The 18,432-nt window shown below is 42.9% G+C and carries 18 protein-coding genes, 1 pseudogene and 1 riboswitch; of the genes and pseudogenes, 17 read left to right on the plus strand and 2 right to left on the minus strand.

Annotation, left to right across the window (positions count from 1 at the left end; translation table 11 throughout):
- Positions 1–211: 211 nt before the first annotated feature.
- The 4 genes from ELQ35_RS07730 (at position 212) to ELQ35_RS07745 (ending at position 5,022) form a co-directional block, all read left to right on the plus strand.
- Positions 212–1,780 carry an aldehyde dehydrogenase family protein gene (locus ELQ35_RS07730; RefSeq protein ID WP_126864243.1) on the plus strand — a complete coding sequence of 523 codons (1,569 nt, stop codon included), beginning with the start codon at positions 212–214 and terminating at the stop codon, positions 1,778–1,780.
- 72 nt (positions 1,781–1,852) lie between these two features.
- A riboswitch (yybP-ykoY riboswitch) is annotated at positions 1,853–1,952 on the plus strand.
- 96 nt (positions 1,953–2,048) lie between these two features.
- A complete protein-coding gene (locus tag ELQ35_RS07735; RefSeq protein ID WP_126864244.1) occupies positions 2,049–2,810 on the plus strand; it encodes a TerC family protein in 762 nt (253 codons plus the stop codon).
- Between the two features lie 320 nt (positions 2,811–3,130).
- Positions 3,131–3,877: an RNA polymerase sigma factor SigI gene (gene sigI, locus ELQ35_RS07740; RefSeq protein WP_126864245.1), complete on the plus strand. Its 747-nt coding sequence runs from the start codon at positions 3,131–3,133 to the stop codon at positions 3,875–3,877.
- Positions 3,874–5,022 carry an anti-sigma factor domain-containing protein gene (locus tag ELQ35_RS07745; RefSeq protein WP_126864246.1) on the plus strand — a complete coding sequence of 383 codons (1,149 nt, stop codon included), beginning with the start codon at positions 3,874–3,876 and terminating at the stop codon, positions 5,020–5,022. Before sigI ends, ELQ35_RS07745 begins: the two co-directional genes overlap by 4 nt.
- Before the next feature lie 129 nt (positions 5,023–5,151).
- Here the strand turns inward: ELQ35_RS07745 and ELQ35_RS07750 are convergent, their stop codons facing one another.
- Positions 5,152–5,349, minus strand: a complete 198-nt coding sequence (locus ELQ35_RS07750; protein WP_126864247.1) for an alpha/beta-type small acid-soluble spore protein — start codon at positions 5,347–5,349, stop codon at positions 5,152–5,154.
- 337 nt (positions 5,350–5,686) lie between these two features.
- Between ELQ35_RS07750 and ELQ35_RS07755 the strand changes: the two genes are divergently transcribed.
- The 13 genes and pseudogenes from ELQ35_RS07755 (at position 5,687) to ELQ35_RS22550 (ending at position 16,538) form a co-directional block, all read left to right on the plus strand.
- Positions 5,687–7,042 (plus strand): TrkH family potassium uptake protein, encoded by a 1,356-nt coding sequence (locus ELQ35_RS07755; RefSeq protein ID WP_126864248.1) that lies wholly within the window; start codon positions 5,687–5,689, stop codon positions 7,040–7,042.
- 221 nt (positions 7,043–7,263) lie between these two features.
- Complete coding sequence (locus tag ELQ35_RS07760) at positions 7,264–8,472, plus strand: acyl-CoA dehydrogenase (RefSeq protein WP_126864249.1); 1,209 nt, start codon at positions 7,264–7,266, stop codon at positions 8,470–8,472.
- A gap of 33 nt (positions 8,473–8,505) precedes the next feature.
- Positions 8,506–9,279, plus strand: coding sequence for an SDR family oxidoreductase (locus ELQ35_RS07765; protein WP_126864250.1), 774 nt, complete (start codon positions 8,506–8,508; stop codon positions 9,277–9,279).
- Positions 9,280–9,375: 96 nt separating this feature from the next.
- A complete protein-coding gene (locus ELQ35_RS07770) occupies positions 9,376–10,986 on the plus strand; it encodes a long-chain-fatty-acid--CoA ligase (RefSeq protein ID WP_126864251.1) in 1,611 nt (536 codons plus the stop codon).
- Positions 10,987–11,077: 91 nt separating this feature from the next.
- Complete coding sequence (locus tag ELQ35_RS07775; protein WP_126864252.1) at positions 11,078–11,644, plus strand: TetR/AcrR family transcriptional regulator; 567 nt, start codon at positions 11,078–11,080, stop codon at positions 11,642–11,644.
- A gap of 122 nt (positions 11,645–11,766) precedes the next feature.
- Positions 11,767–12,651: a 3-hydroxyacyl-CoA dehydrogenase family protein gene (locus ELQ35_RS07780; protein WP_126864253.1), complete on the plus strand. Its 885-nt coding sequence runs from the start codon at positions 11,767–11,769 to the stop codon at positions 12,649–12,651.
- Positions 12,652–12,686: 35 nt separating this feature from the next.
- Positions 12,687–13,091, plus strand: a complete 405-nt coding sequence (locus tag ELQ35_RS07785; RefSeq protein ID WP_370873368.1) for an acyl-CoA thioesterase — start codon at positions 12,687–12,689, stop codon at positions 13,089–13,091.
- A 36-nt stretch (positions 13,092–13,127) separates the two neighbouring features.
- Positions 13,128–14,204, plus strand: coding sequence for a phosphotransferase family protein (locus ELQ35_RS07790; RefSeq protein ID WP_126864254.1), 1,077 nt, complete (start codon positions 13,128–13,130; stop codon positions 14,202–14,204).
- Positions 14,201–14,947: a 2-phosphosulfolactate phosphatase gene (locus ELQ35_RS07795; RefSeq protein WP_126864255.1), complete on the plus strand. Its 747-nt coding sequence runs from the start codon at positions 14,201–14,203 to the stop codon at positions 14,945–14,947. Before ELQ35_RS07790 ends, ELQ35_RS07795 begins: the two co-directional genes overlap by 4 nt.
- Before the next feature lie 8 nt (positions 14,948–14,955).
- Positions 14,956–15,150: pseudogene (locus ELQ35_RS07800) on the plus strand (SDR family oxidoreductase); the annotation flags it as partial.
- A gap of 21 nt (positions 15,151–15,171) precedes the next feature.
- Complete coding sequence (locus ELQ35_RS07805) at positions 15,172–15,951, plus strand: enoyl-CoA hydratase/isomerase family protein (protein WP_126864256.1); 780 nt, start codon at positions 15,172–15,174, stop codon at positions 15,949–15,951.
- Positions 15,952–16,233: 282 nt separating this feature from the next.
- The gene (locus ELQ35_RS07810) at positions 16,234–16,392 is read left to right on the plus strand and encodes a hypothetical protein (protein ID WP_370873390.1); all 159 of its coding nucleotides are present in this window, start codon (positions 16,234–16,236) and stop codon (positions 16,390–16,392) included.
- Entirely contained in the window at positions 16,392–16,538 is a 147-nt protein-coding gene (locus ELQ35_RS22550) for a hypothetical protein (protein WP_185861698.1), read from the plus strand. Before ELQ35_RS07810 ends, ELQ35_RS22550 begins: the two co-directional genes overlap by 1 nt.
- A gap of 47 nt (positions 16,539–16,585) precedes the next feature.
- Here ELQ35_RS22550 and ELQ35_RS07815 read toward each other — a convergent pair whose 3' ends face one another.
- Complete coding sequence (locus ELQ35_RS07815; RefSeq protein ID WP_126864258.1) at positions 16,586–18,328, minus strand: B12-binding domain-containing radical SAM protein; 1,743 nt, start codon at positions 18,326–18,328, stop codon at positions 16,586–16,588.
- Between the last annotated feature and the right edge of the window lie 104 nt (positions 18,329–18,432).

Consider the following 18,432-nt stretch of genomic DNA (forward strand, 5'->3'; position numbering starts at 1 on the left):
CCTCTTATAAAATGTACGTTTCACTTTGAATTTTCTGGATCGGCTGAACTTCTTGCCGATTTTTCCGAAAATCGGCAGGGAAACAGGTTGTGTAATCAATCTCGTTCCCATCGATTATATTATACAGGCGACCGCATATTTGGCATTATATAAGGAAGGGGCAGGCAAAAAACCTATCCTTGACTGATCAGAGAGGAGAGGAGGTATTCATATGATTGATTTAAATACAAAATGGAAGGTGTACTCGCCGGCCACTGGCAAAGAAATTGGGGAAATGGCCGAAACACCGCTTGTGCAAATCGGATTTATCTATGATCGTTCGAAACAGGCTTTTCAATTATGGTCACAATTATCCATCTCTGATCGGCTCGTTTACCTTAAAAAACTGCGGCTCCTGATGGTCGAAAAAATGGATGAAATTGCGGAAGTGATTTCACAGGACACTGGCAAGGTGAAAACCGAGGCAATTGTTGCAGACATCATGCCAACCATTGATGGAATCCGCCATATCGAAAAACATGCCCGGAGATCTCTGTCCCGGAGGAAGGTCTCCACGCCGCTTCTGTTTATCGGGAAAAAGTCGTATATAGATTACATGCCGCGTGGCACGGTGCTGGTGATCTCACCATGGAATTATCCGCTGCTGCTGGCGATGGTTCCCATTTTCAGTGCCGTCGCCGCAGGAAACACGGTGATTGCAAAACCATCTGAAATAACTCCTCTTGTTGGCAAGTGTATGGAGGAACTGTTTTTGGAAGCCGGTTTTCCGCAAGGGGTTATTCAATTTGCCCACGGCGGGAAGGAAGTAGGGGCAGCGCTTTCTGAACAAAACCCGGATTATCTTTTTTTTACCGGTTCGGTAAAGACAGGAAAAGTAATTGGGGAAGCAGCCGCGAAAAAACTAATTCCCTGCACACTGGAGCTCGGCGGCAAGGATCCGATGATTGTCTTCAAGGACGCCAATTTAGAACGGGCGGTGAACGCAGCACTGTGGGGTGGATTGACAAATAGCGGCCAGGTGTGCATGAGTGTCGAAAGAGTGTATGTGGAGCGGCCCATTTATGCTGAGTTCCTTACGCTGCTGAAAGAAAAAGCAAGCGCACTTAAGCAGGGGACAACACTCTCAGATGATGTTGGTTCGATGACTTTCCCAGCACAGGTGGATATCGTCCGGGAACATCTACAGGATGCTCTTGCGAAAGGAGCGGTATTAGAATCAGGAATGGACCCAAATGGCTGGAATATCGGAAACAAGCTCTTCCTTCCCCCTACGATATTATCAAATGTAAATCATACAATGAAAGTCATGTCTGAAGAAACGTTTGGCCCCGTTTTGCCTGTCATGCCCTTCGATAATGAGGAAGAGGCGATCACGCTTGCCAATGACAGCGAATATGGCCTGAATTCGAGCGTTTGGACAAGTGACGCCGCAAAGGCTGATCGGGTTTCCGGCCGATTAGTGACCGGTGCCGTAATCATTAATGACGTACTTGTATCAGTAGCAAATCACAACATGCCATTTGGCGGTGTCAAGCAAAGCGGAATCGGCAGATATCATGGCGTAGATGGCCTCCGGATATTTTGCCATGAAAAGGCGATCATGAAGGACGCTGGAAAGAAAAAGTCAGAAATTCAATGGTACCCCTATAAAGGAAAGTATGAACTTTTTTTAGCTTTATTTAAAGAATACTTTTCCGGGAAAACGAACTGGGCCAAATTCGGACGGCTTTATCTGAAACTATTGAAAATATCATCGAAAAATGAAAACGAACGGCTTTAATATAGTAATCTGAAAAAAATGGTTGTTAAAGTTTAGTTTTCTTAGTATACTGTTAGTATGATAATATGATTTCCTTTAAACAAAGGGGAGTAGCGTTAGGGTTCGCCCTAAAACAAAGTCGTCATTCCATGGACGGAAAGTCCATCGGCTTTGTTGACATGAATTCATGTTCAGCCAGACCTTTGCCTATAAACGGCAGAGGTCTTTTTATTTTGCCTGATGCTGTTTATAGGTGTGAAGGAAAATAAACATTTGGAGGTTGATTAGCATGGATGCATCATTATTATTGGAATATGGCTGGGTGTTACTGGTCCTTGTCGGGCTTGAAGGAATTCTGGCCGCTGACAATGCCGTGGTCATGGCCGTCATGGTTAAGCATTTGCCGAAAGAACAACAGAAAAAAGCGCTATTTTACGGACTTCTGGGGGCATTTGTATTTAGATTTGCAAGCCTGTTCCTTATTTCTTTCCTTGTCAATGTCTGGCAGGTGCAGGCAATAGGGGCCATTTACCTTCTATTTATTTCATTCCAGCACATTTATAAGCGATTTGCCGGCAAAGAAAAGGTACATGAGCCGAAAGAAAATGCTGGTGGTTTTTGGACGACTGTTTTGAAAGTCGAGCTTGCTGACATCGCTTTTGCAGTCGATTCCATGCTTGCTGCTGTCGCTCTTGCGGTGACGCTGCCGGAATCAGGCTGGTTTAAGGTCGGAGGGATTGACGGCGGTCAGTTTATGATTATGTTTCTCGGCGGCATGATTGGCTTAATTATTATGCGTTTCGCGGCCAATGCGTTTGTGAAGCTGCTTCATAAACGCCCGTCACTGGAAACGGCGGCCTTCTTTATTGTCGGTTGGGTTGGCGTAAAGCTTGCTGTTTTCACGCTCGCACATCCTTCAATTGGAGTGCTTGATCGTCACTTCCCTGAATCAACAGGATGGAAGCTGGTCTTCTGGATAGTGTTGATCGGGATCACAGCAGGAGGATTTTTATTTTCGAGTAAAAAAGACACGGAAACGCAAGAAGCGTAATAGCTTCCCGTCAGAAATCAAGTTTATAGCAAACATGAGCCCGCATGTCATGGACATAGTCCTGCATTTGCGGGCTTTTATCGTCCAGATTACCTGAAGATAAAAAAAGTTGTTAAAAACATAAATGCCTGACCCCCGAAAATGTTTTCGCTGAAACGTATACATTATTATGGCTGCTTCAAAATTAACTAAACATTTAGCAACAAAAAAAGATTCAGAAGCTAAAATAGTTCATTTGGTACTGTTCTTTCCCTTGCTTGCCCCTAAGAATTAAAATGTTACGACTATGTTATAATGTGGCGTAGAAATGGGGTGAGCATTTGCTAAGTTTATTATTTACGTCGTCCAAGAAAAAAAGTTCATTAGAAGAGACAGTTTTAAAAATACAGGACGGCGATGTATATTTGCGTGATGAATTGATCCATTCATTTAAACCATTTATCGCAAAAACAGTTTCGTCTGTGTGCAGACGTTATATCAATGAATCAGACGATGAATTCAGTATAGGTCTTATTGCTTTTAATGAGTCAATTGATAAATATTCACCATGTAAAGGAAGTTCGCTGCTGGCATTTGCGGAAACCCTGGTAAAACGCCGGGTCATAGATTATTTAAGAAGCCAGACAAGACGCAAGGATATCATCCTGGATCTGACTTCAGAAAATACGGATGATGATCATACGCAGTCCTATCTTGAAGCAGAAAAATCAATGCAAGAATATGAAAAGCAAAAAGAAGCGGAAAAGCGCAGAGATGAAATTCAAATTTACCAAACTCGCTTAGCAGAATTTGCTGTCTCTTTCTCCGATCTGGTTGAGAATTCCCCGAAGCACTCCGATGCAAGAAGGGGTGCGATTTCCACCGCGAAAATGCTGGTCAGCGATCCGGTATTAAATGAAATATTGATGACGAAAAAACGCCTGCCGATTAAGCAGCTTGAAAAGAAAGTCACTGTCAGCAGAAAAACGCTTGAAAGAAATCGAAAATATATCATAGCTGTTGCGCTTATTTTGAATGGTGATTTTTTATATTTACACGAATATATCAAAGGGGTGTTTGAAGAGTGAAGAAAGGCATTATATTAGAGATGGATAACAAATTTGTTACCCTCTTGACCCCTGAAGGAGAATTTTTAAAGGCACCCCGGAAGGAACATCCCTATGAAATTGGCGCGGAGGTATCCTATAAACAGGTAAAAAGACACGGTGCTTTTTCTTTCTTTCATATTTCAGTTAAAAAAACAACCTTCATAAGTGCAGCAGCGGTTATCATCCTAATCCTTTCTATGATTCCTGCCATGTTTGCGGATAAATGCTCTGCCTATTTGACCATAGACGTTAACCCGAGCATTGAGTTAGGTGTGAATGACCAATTAGAGGTTATCGAACTCGAAGGCTTAAACCAGGAAGGTAAAAATGTCATTAGCCAGCTTTCTGACTGGGACGAAAAAAATATCAAAACAGTCACAGACAAGATTGTTAAAACAATAAAAAAACTTGGCTATTTTAAAGAGCATAAAGAAATCGTCGTATCTACAACAGTAGTGGATAAAAGCGCCAAATTGGATAAATCCATTAGGCAGGAAATATCAAAAACAGCGGCGCTTGTTCCTGAAGCCAGGATGAAAATCGTCAATGGTACGCAAGTGGATAGGGATAATGCCAAAGAGGAGGGTATTTCTACCGGCAAGTACTTAGAAAAAAAGGAACAAAAAACGGATAAGAACAAAATTTTCAAAAAGCCCGAAAAGGATAAACAACAAAAGCTGGAGGAACCTCCCAAACAGAACAGTGCTTCCATAGAAGAGCGGCAAAAAAAATCGGTAGCAAAAGTCGAACCGCAAAAACAGAGACAGGAATCCAAAAGCAGCAACATCATTCCAGAGAAAAAGATCAGCCGAGAGCGAATCAATCCTCAAAAAAATGAAAAACCTAAGATTGACAAAACGAAGCCGATTATACGACCAATGCCTCCTTCAGTCAAAAAGAATGAGCCGAAGCATCATGAAAAAAACTCCTTCAACGAAAAAAGACAAGAACAATCCTATGACCAAAAAGACGCTATAAAGGAAAATAAACTGCATAGACCTAAAAAACCGGCAGTTCCTAAAAACAAAACAAATTTTTCAAAAGGAAAACCCGATAAAACGCAATCCCCAAAGCAAAAGCATGGTGAAAAGAATAAAATAAATCAGCATCAAAAGAAGGATTAAAAAGGCTGTCATCATTTACCCTGGATGACAGCCTTTTTCAATGGAACTTTTCAGTTCAGAATATCAAGCATAAGATGCTTTTTTAATAATTCGATCCATACCATATCACTATTCAGATGTTGTAGAACCTTATTTGCCTTGTAATTGTGATTGAGCTTGTGCCACAAGACGTTTTGTGATCTCACCGCCAACTGATCCATTTGCGCGGGAAGTTGTTTCAGAACCAAGCTGAACGCCGAACTCCTGAGCGATTTCATACTTGATTTGGTCTAAAGCCTGTTCGATGCCAGGCACTAAAAGTTGGTTACTGCTGCTGTTGTTAGCCATTTACATTCTCCCCTTGTTTTTAATATTTACAGTGGCTTTTGCCGCTGTAATAGTATTATGGGACAGCAAGGACTCTTTTACTAAAAGTAATTATGGGAAAACACCCTGCAATTACAAGCAAGAAAAGGCTTTCAATATACAAGGATTATCAAATACTAAAAGATAAATTCGGCTTTTTTTCTCAAGTTTTAAAATACTTTAGGAGATGTAGTAGAATGTGTATAATAGACAGGAAGGTTAGACTTAGTTAACCGGAATCTTTATGAAAGGCTTCTCTATGGTACGTTAATGTTCCTATACATACCAACAACTTCAACGATATGAAAGGAATATTTATATGTGGACATCATTTAAAAAATCAATGAATAGGCTGAGTCCCGTCCAAATCATTATCGGTTATTATTTTCTTGCCGTCAGTGTTTCGACACTGCTGCTTAGCCTGCCCATAGCGACTAAGCCAGGCATTCGATGGACATTCATTGATGCTTTGTTCACAGCAGTGAGTGCCGTGAGCGTAACCGGTTTAACTGTAATAAATGTAGTTGATACCTTTAGTACACCCGGCATTTTTATCTTTATGTTCGTACTGCAGTTTGGCGGAATTGGCGTCATGACCCTGGGAACCTTTCTATGGATAATCATGGGGAAAAGGATTGGGTTAAAAGAACGGCAGCTGATAATGGCTGATCAAAATCAGACGCAGCTTTCCGGTTTGGTAAAACTGATGATTCAGTTGATAAAAATTATCGTCATCATTGAATTAATCGGTGCCATTGTGCTTGGTCTTTATTTCCTCAACTATTTTTCCGACTGGAATCAGGCATTTTTACATGGACTTTTCCTTTCTGTCAGTGCGACAACTAATGCCGGCTTTGATATAACCGGACAATCGATGATTCCTTATAAAGATGACTATTTCATCCAATTCATCACAATCCTGCTCTTAATTCTCGGAGCGATTGGCTTTCCAGTGTTGATTGAAATGAAAGAGTTTCTTTCAAACCGGGCCAGGGTTTATAAATTCCGTTTTTCCCTTTTTTCAAAAATTACCTCAGTTACTTTTTTCGGCTTCATTATTGGAGGAGCCTTGTTTATTTATCTGTTGGAAATGAATGAGTTTTTAAAAGGGAAACCGTGGCATGAATCCTTTTTTTATTCTTTATTCATGTCATCCAATACAAGAAGTGCAGGACTTACAACCATGAATGTCAGCGACTTTTCCGAGCCAACGCAATTGCTGATGAGCTTTATGATGTTCATTGGCGCCTCCCCAAGCTCGACAGGAGGAGGTATAAGGACAACGACATTTGCGATTATGATTCTGTTTTTATGGAATTTTGCAAAAGGGAGCCGTTCAATCAAGGTATTTGAACGGGAGATATGCGATGAAGATATATATAAAGCCACTGCAGTCATGCTTATGGGGGTCATTCTCTGTATCGTTTCCATATTTATCATGACGATAACTGAAGATTTTCCATTGACACAAATCATATTTGAGGTTTGTTCGGCTTTCGGTACGGTAGGGATGTCGTTTGGGATCACTCCGGACTTAAGCACCGTCGGCAAAATTATTGACATGACCCTGATGTTCATAGGCCGTGTCGGAATCGTTTCTTTCCTTTTCATAATCGGAAGAAGGGAGAAAACCGATAATTATCATTATCCAAAGGAAAGAATTATCATTGGGTAAGCAAAGGGTGGCTTTTTTTAAAGCCAACCCTAAATTTGGTGAAGTTTGAGCTATCCTTTTTCACAAGATGGACGGAGCGGGGTTGCAGGCGTTCTTTTTACAAGGGGTGACCAATTTTTCTAATTTTGAGTTTAATAGTTGAATATTTTTCAGAAAATCGTATACTGAATAGTAAGAACATACTAACCGGTTAGTCCAAAGAAATAAGAGGAGGGATAATATTGGATTTTTCTTATTCCGATAAGGTAAATGAACTTCAGAAAAAAGTAAATCAATTTATGGAAGACCATGTGTACCCAAATGAAAAAGTCTATGAAAAACAGCTTAATGAACAAAGCGATAGATGGGGTGCGATTCCGCCGATCATGGGTGAGTTGACTGCAAAAGCGAAAGCCGAAGGTCTATGGAATTTATTCCTGCCTGAAAGTGATCTTGGAGCGGGACTGACAAATGTAGAGTATGCGCCGCTTTGCGAAACCATGGGCCGGTCTTTAATCGGACCTGAGGTATTCAATTGCAGCGCTCCTGATACCGGGAATATGGAGGTATTGGTACGCTACGGAACGGAAAAACAAAAGGAAAAATGGTTAAAGCCGCTGTTAGACGGGGAAATTCGCTCCTGTTTTTCGATGACAGAGCCGGATGTCGCTTCTTCGGACGCAACCAATATTGAAGCGCGAATCGAAAGGGATGGCAACGAATATGTGATAAACGGCCGCAAATGGTGGTCTTCCGGAGCAGGAGATCCACGCTGCAAAATTGCGATCGTCATGGGGAAAAATGACCAGAATGCAAATCGTCATGAACAGCAATCGATGATTTTGGTTCCGTTGGACAGCCCAGGAGTAACCATTGAACGAATGCTTTCTGTCTTTGGGTACGACCACGCGCCGCATGGACACGCTGAAATTACATATGAAAATGTCAGAGTACCTGCAGAAAATATCATCTGGGGGGAAGGAAAAGGATTTGCCATTGCCCAGGGACGTCTTGGGCCGGGAAGAATCCATCACTGTATGCGCTTGATCGGTGCAGCTGAACGGGCGCTTGATGAATTATGTAAGCGTGTTCAGGAAAGGACTGCCTTTGGCAAGCCGCTGTCAAAACAGGGCGTCATCCAGGAATGGATCGCGGATTCAAGGATTGAGATTGAACAGGCCCGTTTACTGACTTTAAAGGCGGCCTATATGATGGATACAGTCGGCAATAAGGAAGCCAAAGCGGAGATTGCGATGATTAAGGTTGTCGCCCCTTCAATGGCGCTTCGTGTTTTGGATCGTGCCATTCAGGCATTTGGCGGTGCAGGTGTCTCCAATGATACTCCTTTAGCGGCTCAATGGGCCAATGCCCGTACATTAAGGCTTGCTGACGGCCCTGATGAAGTCCACAAGGCTCAGGTTGCCAAATTGGAGCTGCGAAAATATCAATAAGCGCGATAGAGAATAAGAAGGGCTGTGGGGATAATGAAGGTTATGGAACTATTTGATTTAACAGGAAAGACTGCAATTATTACCGGGGGCGGCAGAGGGCTCGGTGAACAGATTGCGATCGGATTTGCCGAAGCGGGCGCCAATGTCGTATTATGCTCACGCAAAAAAGAGGCATGTGAGGAAGTCGCAGAACGTGTCCGTCAACTAGGTGTCAAAGCGCTTGCGTTAAAATGTGATATTTCCAATCCTGAAGAGGTTCAGGCAGTAATCGATGAAACGAAAAGGGAATTTGACTCAATTGACATTCTCGTCAACAACAGCGGTGCAACCTGGGGAGCCCCGGTTGAAGAAATGCCGCTTGAAGCATGGCAGAAGGTTATCAATGTAAATGTCACCGGGACGTTCATGATGAGCCAGGCAGCCGGGAAGGTCATGATTGAACAAGGAGGCGGAAAAATTATTAACATCGCTTCCGTAGCCGGGCTTGGCGGCACGGACCCTCGGGTCATGAACACAATTGGCTATAATACGAGCAAGGGCGCTGTCATCACTTTTACAAAGGACCTTGCAGTTAAATGGGGGCCCCACAATATTAATGTTAACGCAATTGCCCCTGGCTTTTTCCCGACTAAAATGTCACAGGTTCTCATCGAAAAAGGCAAAGACCCGATCCTTGGTTCAACACCGCTAAGACGTTTTGGATCAGAGGATGATTTAAAGGGAGTTGCTCTGTTCCTGGCTTCCGAGGCATCGAATTATGTGACCGGTGATGTATTGGTTGTCGATGGCGGAAGCCACGCTATGTAGCGCTAAAAAGGAATGAAAGGAAATGTTGCAGACAGCGATGATTTACAAAAGGTTTACTATTTCAAGCGCTCTTCAATTTGATATGGAGGTTTACCTATGAGAAAAAAACCGTGGCTGTCCGTGTATCAGGATTTGGTTGCAGCAGAGATTGAAATCCCTGACCGCACCATTCCGCAAGTCCTTCAAAATACTGCTAAAAATTATCCTGCCCATAACGCCATTACCTTCTTTGGAAAAAAGATTACCTACCAAGAGCTGTCACATGCAGTAAACTTATTTGCTTCTTCGCTGCAGAAAAACGGTCTGCAAAAGGGAGACCGGGTGGCAATCATGCTGCCGAATTGCCCGCAGTATGTCATTGCTTATAATGGAGTATTAACTGTTGGTGCGATTGTTACACAGCTAAATCCGATGTCGGTTGAAAGGGAAATTGAATATATTCTGAATGATTCAGGTGCAGAGACGATTATCGTATTGGATGCATTATACCCGAAAGTGAAGCAGGTTCAGCAGTCTGTTAATCTAAAGAATATTATCGTCGTAAGCCTGCAGCCATCTGGACAGGATTTCGCACCGGATTATACATTTGACGGATTTTTAACAGCAGGAAACGGACAGGTAATCCCTGTAGAGATCGAAACAGAACATGATATTGCTGTTCTGCAGTATACCGGGGGAACGACAGGGCGGTCCAAGGGAGCGATGCTGACACACAAAAACATCCTTGCAAATGTGGTCCAGACTTATGAATTCTTCAAAGATGACGTCGAGTTTGGAAAAGAGCGCTTTTTGACAATCATTCCTTTATTCCATGTTTTCGGGATGACATCGGCAATGAACTATGCCATTTATACCGCTTCCGAATCAATTATGCTTCCGCGTTTTGAAATTGAAGAGGTGCTAAATACCATTAAAAATGAGCGGCCGACCATTTTCCCTGGTGTGCCAACCATGTATGTGGCGATCACGAATCACCCTCATGCTGAAGATTATGGGATTGATTCAATCCGTTCCTGTAACAGCGGAAGCGCCCCAATGCCGCTTGAGCTGCTTCGCGAGTTCGAAAGTAAAACAGGATCACAGATTCTCGAGGGATATGGATTGTCAGAAGCATCGCCGACAACCCATTGTAACCCCCCGTTTGCTGAAAGAAAAGCTGGAAGCGTGGGAATCGGATTTCCTTCGACTGATTATAAAGTAGTTGATTTGGCTACCGGAACCGAGAAAGTACCCTTCGGCGAGCTTGGCGAGTTGGTCATCAAGGGTCCGCAAGTGATGAAGGGATACTGGAACATGCCGGAAGAAACCGCTGTTACCTTAAAGGACGGCTGGCTTTATACAGGCGATATCGCGAGGATGGACGAAGATGGCTATCTTTATATCGTAGACCGCAAGAAGGATATGATCATTGCAAGCGGCTACAATATCTATCCGCGTGATGTCGAGGAAGTGATTTATGAACATCCGTCCGTACAGGAAGCGGTTGTCATCGGGATTCCGGATGCATATCGCGGCGAGACGGTTAAAGCGATCATTGTTTTAAAAGCAGGGAAAACAGTGACTGCTGATGAAATCATTGAATTTTGCAGAAAGAATCTGGCCGCCTATAAAGTCCCGGGTACAGTAGAATTTCGTGAACAGCTTCCTAAAACGAACGTTGGCAAAATTTTGCGCCGTGCATTGAGAGAGGAAGCCGCTGCAAAGTAATCTTAGAAAAGCAGAATCCTTATAATAAGAAAAGGCGTTGGGTATGTTATAATTTCACTGACATTTTTCAACAGATTGTGAGGATACTTGGGTGAAAGCGAAAATTACAGAGCATAGCGTACGGCTATTCGAAAAAAAAGGATTCAGTGAGACATCGATCCAGGACATTGTCGATTCCATTGGCGTAACAAAAGGAACCTTTTATTATTATTTTTCCAGCAAAGAAGAATTGCTGATGGATATCCATTTTCGTTATATTGATGAACTGCTTAAACATCAGGAAAAGATTTTCCGGGATGAAACAAAAAGCTATAAACAAAAATTGTATGACATCATACTCATGCTGTTAAGCAATATCAAGAGCCAGGGAGCCAGTGCAAAGGTGTTTTTCCGTGAGATGCAAAATTTGAGCGAAGAGAGATTATCTCAAATCATCCCAAAACGTGATCAATTCCGGTTTAATATCCAGGCTATCCTTGAAGAGGGCATCAAAAAAGGGGAATTTCGGCAGGACCTGAATGCAGAGATTGTAACGTTCGGCATCCTTGGCATAGCGAACTGGAGCTACGAATGGTTCAATCCCGAAGGCAGCATGTCTGAAAAAGAAGTAACAGATATCTTCGTGGAAATGTTTTTAAAAGGAATCGAAAGAGACTGACAGGGGACGGGAGATGCAGGAGATGGCTTGCCAGATTTTCATCTTCCTTCCTTGTTCTTTCTTGATGTTTATTACATACTAACCAGTCAGTCCAGAACCAACGAATTGAAGGGGGAATATCTATGACAACCGAAAAAGTCCAATCTATCTCTGTGGTTGGGGCAGGGCAAATGGGCCATCAGATTGCCATGCTATCTGCACTGGGCGGATATGAAACCATTCTGCAGGATATGCAGGAGTCAGCATTGAAACAGGCGGAGGAAAAGCTCCATGCGATTCTGGACAAATGGGTGCAAAAAGGGAAATTAACCGAGGATGCCAAGCTTGCTGCGTTCGGACGCCTGCAATTCACCGCTGACCTGGAGGAGGCTGCATCGAAAGCCGACCTTGTCATCGAAGCAGTCGTCGAAAAACTGGATGTGAAAAGGGAGGTATTTTCCGAGCTTGAAAAATTCGCCCCTTCCCATACGATTTATGCAACAAACAGTTCGACTATCGTCAGCAGCCTGCTTGCAGACGTCACCAACCGTCCTGAAAAGGTCGTCAATATGCACTTTTTCTTTCCGCCGCTAGTAATGGATTGCGTGGAGGTAGTAATGAGTGAAGCGACCTCTGAAGAAACAGCCCAGATTGTCCTGGAAGTGTGCGAAACAATCAACAGGACAGCCGTATTATTACGAAAAGAAATTTCAGGTTTTGTTGCAAACCGTATCCTGGGAGCGATTCAACGAGAAGCGGTTTATTTATATGAAAACGGTATCGCCGATTTCAAGGATATCGATAAGATCTGCCGCAAAGCCCTGAGCCATCCGATCGGCCCCTTCGAACTGATGGATCTATCAGGAATTGATGTTGGTTATTTCGTCATGCAGCAGCGCTTCAATGAAACGGGTAATCCGGAAGATAAGCCATTTGCCTGCATTGAGGAAAAAGTAAAGCAGGGCCATCTTGGCAGAAAAACAGGAAAAGGCTGGTATGAATATCAAAAGATAAGCGTCAGGAATTGAGACCCGAATCAGCAAAGGTCAAGGGAGAGGAAAAGATGATCCTGGAAACAGAAGTAACGGTCCGTTTCTGTGAAACAGATGCCCTCGGACATATCAATAATACGAGTTATTTTATCTACCTGGAAGAATCGCGGATTAAATTTTTTGAAGCGCTTGGATACAGCATGGACACCAACGAGTGGAATTTCATCATAGCTTCGACAAAATGTGACTTTGTCAACCAGGGGTACTTTAACCAGATCTTAATGATTAAAACGTTTGTAACGAAAATTGGTACGAAAAGCTTTGAAATCAATCATGATATTGTTTGTTCCCAGACAGGCCAGCTGATTGCAAAGGGAAATGCGATCATTGTCTTTTTTGACTTTGTCGAACAAAAGAGTAAGCCAATTCCTGATTTGCTGTATGAAGGATTAAAAAGTTACATGGTGCACAGTTAAATGAACCTAAAATTCCTTAGGCGAGGAGGCAAAACCATGTCGTATAAAATCGGCGAAGATACAATATTTGTCCGGAAAGGGGAGGAACTGGATCTTTCAATATTGGAACGCTTTTTACGCCGGAAGATTGAAGACCTTCCGGAAGCTCCGCTTGAGATTTTACAATTTTCCGCAGGCCATTCCAATTTAACCTATCAATTGAAAATCGGAGGCTGGGAAGCAGTCCTGAGAAGACCGCCGCTGGGGCCTGTCGCTCCTAAAGCCCATGATATGAAAAGAGAGCACTTAGTCATTTCTGAGCTCCATCCTTACTTTGAGCCGGCACCGAGGCCCATCTTGTTCTCAGAAGACAAGACGATTGTCGGAACACCATTTTTCATTATGGAAAGAAAACATGGGCTTGTCTTTGATACGTCTTTTCCGGAGGGCTTTCAGGCAACGCCGGAAAAGTGCCGCAGGCTGTCGGAAATTATGGTCGATAAGCTTGTCGAGCTGCACTCGATTCCGTATCAGAAAACGGGGCTTTCGGAGATCAGCAAACCAGACGGCTTTATGGAACGGCAGGTTCATGGCTGGATTTCCAGATACCTCCGTGCCAAAACCGACGATATTCCCGAAGTGGAACCACTGCTTGATTGGCTGGCAAAGCATATCCCATCCAACGGAGAAGCGACGATCATTCATTATGACTATAAACTGAACAACGCAATGATTAATGAAGAGATAACCGACATGGTCGGCCTGTTTGACTGGGAAATGACGACAGTAGGAGACCCATTAGCCGATTTAGGGGTAGCGATGGGATATTGGACCGAGAATAGTGATCCGGCCCAGTTAAAATCAGGGCTTGGAAAAACTTCTGTCACAGTTCTGGAGGGATTCATGACAAGAAAACAATTTATTGAAGCCTATGCAAACAAAAGCGGCAGAGATATTTCTAATATCGATTTTTATCTTACTTTTGCCTATTTCAAGCTTGCTGTCATCATTCAGCAGATCTATTATCGCTATAAAAAAGGGCAGACCAATGACCCGCGTTTTTCGCATTTCAATACGTTTGTAAAAAGTTTGATTTTGCATGCCGGAAGCATTGCAGTCAAGGAAGCAAAATGAAAAAAATTCATCTGCTCACTAGAAAAGAAGAAATTAATGAACAAAAAATGGCCGAGGGAGAAAAAGTAGCCGTCGTGCTTGATGTCCTGCTTGCAACAACGACGATTGTTTCTGCCTTACAGGATGGCGCCACTGAAGTTATTCCTGTTCTAAACTGCGAGGAAGCACTCACTTATGAAAAACAATATGGGATCAACACCTATATTCTCGCTGGTGAACTTGATGCCAAACCGGTAGCCGGTTTTGTCTACCCGAGTCCCGCTGTCCTTGGCGAAAAAGTGAACGGCAAAGCTCTGGTCCTCTCTACGACAAACGGCACAGTTGCTTTAAGAAAATCGATAGGAGCAAAGGAAATTTATATTGCCTCTTTATTGAATAATCCGTTCATCGCTAAAGAAATCACAAACGATTGGCATGAGGAGACTGTCATGGTAATATGCTCCGGTAATTCAGGAGAAATGAGTTTAGAAGATTTCTATGGAGCAGGCCATTTTATTGATTGTCTGGTAAGTGAACAGGAGGAAGAGGTTGAAATGACGGATGCAGCTCTAGCAGCCCTTTCCTTTTACAAAGGAAACAGAGAAGGCGCACTAGAAATCTTGAAATCCTCTTTAGTCGGGCGAATGTTTGACAGACATCAATTTGATTCGGAGCTGAGATTCGCCGCCCAAAAAGGTGTTATTAACCTTGCCCCAAAATTAGAGAATGGAAGAATTGTCATCCAGGCTTCTATTAAACAATGAAACTGACATTTGTAGAAACCCCTCTAACAGAGGAAGGTCTACAGAATGAAAAGTTTCAAAAGGCAATCGAGCGCAATACTGCCCTAAGAAGAGTAGGAAAAGCAAATGAGATTGCTAATGTGATAGCGTTCGCCGCGTCACCGGAAGCTTCCTATATGACCGGAAGTGACCTGCTTGTCGATGGCGGCTGGCTGATCATGTGAATTAGAAAAGGAGGAATTCAAATGGCAAAAGAAGATTTATTAGTTGACATAAAAGACTCGATCATGAACCTTACCTTAAATCGCCCCGACAGCCTGAATGCGTTCAGCCCAGATATGATTGTGGGCCTTCAAAGTGCAATCAAAGAAGCCGAGACAAATCCTGAGGTGCGAGTGATCGTCCTCTCCGGGGCAGGAAGATCATTTACTGCTGGCGGAGATGTGAAAACAATGGGCCGGTCATCAGCGACGGCAACGTATGATCATATCGGCCGGTTGAATCAGCTTATTTTAGCGATGAAGGAAACAGAGATCCCAATCATTGCCGCCATACACGGTTTCGCGGCGGGTGCGGGCTTTAATCTGGCACTTGCCTGTGATTTAATCATTGCCGCTGAGGACAGCAAATTCGCGCTTAGCTTTTCTCAGGTAGGGCTAATTTCCGACGGCGGCGGTTCATACTTTGTCCCAAGGCTGCTTGGCCCTCATCTTGCGAAACAATTTTTCTTTAGCGCAGAACCTGTCCCTGCCCAGAGGCTGTATGAGCTGGGAGTCATCAATCACGTAGTACCTCTGGAAAAACTGGAGGAGGAAACGATTTCCCTTGCTACCAGGCTTGCACAGGGGCCGACCAAGGCATATGGGATGATGAAGAAATTGATCAGCCACTCTTTTACAGCGAGCCTCGAGGAAATATTGGAGCAGGAACGAATTACGCAGACGATGATGGTAACGACGGAGGACCATCAGGAAGGGATTGCGGCATTTAAAGAGAAAAGAAAACCGGTTTTCAAAGGAAAGTGAGGAGAACGATGAAAGCAATCCATCTAAAAGAATACGGTGGACCGGATGTTTTAGATAAGATTGAAATTGATAAACCTGTACCCAAAGGAAATTGGTTTTGGAAGTGAGACGTTAATCAGGGGCTCTTTCTTTATTATTTTCCTCCGATGATTTTAGGTGTATTTTGGCCCAATGGATATTGAAATATGCTGTATAATTGTGCGAATTTTTACCCCACTATATAAAGAGGCTTCTTTTAGAGGCCGTCCGATCTTCTAAGACATGTTGGGGAAGGTGAAGGAATTGAAAAGAAAAGCAAATGTGGATGGTGCAATAAAAGCCAGTAAAACGCCTAAACGCAATCAAGGCGTTGATGAATTTTCGAATGAATTCGCTAGCGATGAAAATGCGATGAAGGGTGCCAATCGAAATTCGAAGCATGGCAGAAAAGGTAGAGGCTAATGAAAAATAATAAAAAGCAATTGCAGGAAGAAAAACCTAATTCCAATGTACGCGAAGAATTTGGCAACGAATTTACCGGGGACATGAATGCTGCGAAAATATACGATGTTCTTCTATCTGACAAGAAAGACAAGAAGCGTAAATAACATGAAAAAAATGGCCATGAGCAATACTCATGGCCATTACTGGATTATTATTTGACGTATGAAAAGGTTTGTGAACCAGTTCCAGCAGGTTCAAAATAGGTAAGCATTATGGTAGATTTAGGATCGATCAATCCTGTTTCCAGGAAAGTCTTTAAGTTGAAAGGAAGTTCTTCGAGCATCGAATGCTTGAATAATTCTTTTTCTGTCAAATGCAGTGATTCATAGTCAGACCCAAGAGTGGAAGGATCCTCAAGAATGCTTTCATAAATCCCTGATCGGCCTGCTTTATCAAATGTTTGATTCCACCAAGGTTTACGGGGCTTGTATTTTTGGTTGTGAAAATAATCGTATTTCATTAATCCCACAGCAATATCGAGCACCGCGGGATTAACTTCTTGTAAAAATTGTTGAAGCCTTCTGAATAAATCTTCAAGCTGGTGGCCGATTCTAGACCATCCCTGTTCATCCCAATAGGTTCCAAAATCCTGGAAAAAGTCAAACGGCGATGAAAAAGCCGTAGTGACGAGGAATTCCACAGTCCGATCCATTCGGTGGTCGTTCCAGTACTTTTCCAATACATCCTCAACCTGTTTAATCTTGACGATATCATCAAACGATAACACATTGTTCCCGAGAATTTCATAGGGGGATTGGTCACTGAAAATATAGGCATGGTCTTTCGCACGGATTCTTAACCCTGTTCCACGGAGCATTTTTAAAAAACCGAGCTGGAGCTCTTCAGGGCGGAGCTCAAACACTTCATTGAACGTTTTTCGGAAAGATGGGTAATCCTCCTCAGGAAGCCCGGCAATTAAGTCAAGGTGCTGGTCAATTTTTCCTCCTTCCTTTACCATCGTCACGGTCCGTGTCAACTTTTCGAAGTTTTGTTTTCGCATTACGAGTTCATTCGTATAGTCATTCGTGGACTGTACACCGATTTCAAAACGGAATAGACCTGCAGGTGCATGGTCATTTAAAAATTGAATAACTTCCGGCCGCATGATATCTGCCGTGATTTCAAATTGAAAGACTGTACCCGGTACATGCTCGTCGATTAAAAATTGAAACATTTCCATCGCATAGCTGCGGCTGATATTGAAAGTCCGGTCGACAAATTTAATCGTCCTCGCTCCGTTTTCCATGAGATAGCGAATGTCTTCCTTCACTTTTTCACGGTCAAAATACCTGACTCCTACTTCAATGGAGGACAGGCAAAATTGACAATTAAACGGACAGCCTCTGCTTGTTTCAATATAAGTGACCCGTTTGGAAAGCTGGGAGATGTCTTCTTCAAAACGGAAAGGCGAGGAAAGCTCCTTTAAATTAAGCTTTTCTCCCTGGGGCTGAATGACATTTTTGCCTTCTTTCCGATAGGCAATGCCGCTGATTCCTGAATAATCTTTGCGGTCGTGCAACTGGGTTAAAAGCTTCTTAAAGGTTGTTTCACCTTCGCCGATAACGATAAAATCAGCTTCCGGTACTTTTTTCAGCCATTCTGTGACATCATACGTTACCTCAGGCCCCCCTAAAATAATCACGAGCTCTTGATTTATTTTTCTTAGCATTTGAATTACTTTTATCGTTTCTTCAATGTTCCAAATATAGCAGCTAAAACCGATTATATCCGGTTTTTTCGAATAAAGGTCGCCGACGATGTTCATGATCGGATCTTTAATGGTGTATTCGGCAAGCTGCACGTCAAAATCGGGGGCAGCATAAGCTTTCAAATAACGAATGGACAAACTGGTGTGAATGTATTTGGCGTTTAATGTAGCGATAACAGTTTTCATATGTATGAGCGTTTACACGCATTGCTCCTTTCAGGATAAGTATCTCGATTCCAAAAATCATATAAGTACTAACAGTATATTCTATCACAGTATGGCCATTTGAA

Source organism: Peribacillus cavernae (assembly GCF_003989135.1).
GTDB lineage: Bacteria > Bacillota > Bacilli > Bacillales > DSM-1321 > Peribacillus > Peribacillus cavernae.

Excerpts from the sequence above, each read along its gene's own strand:
- ELQ35_RS07780 (WP_126864253.1), top strand. The coding sequence starts at position 11,767 with ATGACAACCGAAAAAGTCCAATCTATCTCTGTGGTTGGGGCAGGGCAA.
- ELQ35_RS07770 (WP_126864251.1), top strand. The coding sequence starts at position 9,376 with ATGAGAAAAAAACCGTGGCTGTCCGTGTATCAGGATTTGGTTGCAGCA.
- ELQ35_RS07790 (WP_126864254.1), top strand. The coding sequence starts at position 13,128 with ATGTCGTATAAAATCGGCGAAGATACAATATTTGTCCGGAAAGGGGAG.
- ELQ35_RS07735 (WP_126864244.1), top strand. The coding sequence starts at position 2,049 with ATGGATGCATCATTATTATTGGAATATGGCTGGGTGTTACTGGTCCTT.
- ELQ35_RS07805 (WP_126864256.1), top strand. The coding sequence starts at position 15,172 with ATGGCAAAAGAAGATTTATTAGTTGACATAAAAGACTCGATCATGAAC.
- ELQ35_RS07755 (WP_126864248.1), top strand. The coding sequence starts at position 5,687 with ATGTGGACATCATTTAAAAAATCAATGAATAGGCTGAGTCCCGTCCAA.
- ELQ35_RS07815 (WP_126864258.1), bottom strand. The coding sequence starts at position 18,328 with ATGAAAACTGTTATCGCTACATTAAACGCCAAATACATTCACACCAGT.
- ELQ35_RS07730 (WP_126864243.1), top strand. The coding sequence starts at position 212 with ATGATTGATTTAAATACAAAATGGAAGGTGTACTCGCCGGCCACTGGC.
- ELQ35_RS07765 (WP_126864250.1), top strand. The coding sequence starts at position 8,506 with ATGAAGGTTATGGAACTATTTGATTTAACAGGAAAGACTGCAATTATT.
- ELQ35_RS07785 (WP_370873368.1), top strand. The coding sequence starts at position 12,687 with ATGATCCTGGAAACAGAAGTAACGGTCCGTTTCTGTGAAACAGATGCC.
- ELQ35_RS22550 (WP_185861698.1), top strand. The coding sequence starts at position 16,392 with ATGAAAAATAATAAAAAGCAATTGCAGGAAGAAAAACCTAATTCCAAT.
- ELQ35_RS07795 (WP_126864255.1), top strand. The coding sequence starts at position 14,201 with ATGAAAAAAATTCATCTGCTCACTAGAAAAGAAGAAATTAATGAACAA.
- ELQ35_RS07750 (WP_126864247.1), bottom strand. The coding sequence starts at position 5,349 with ATGGCTAACAACAGCAGCAGTAACCAACTTTTAGTGCCTGGCATCGAA.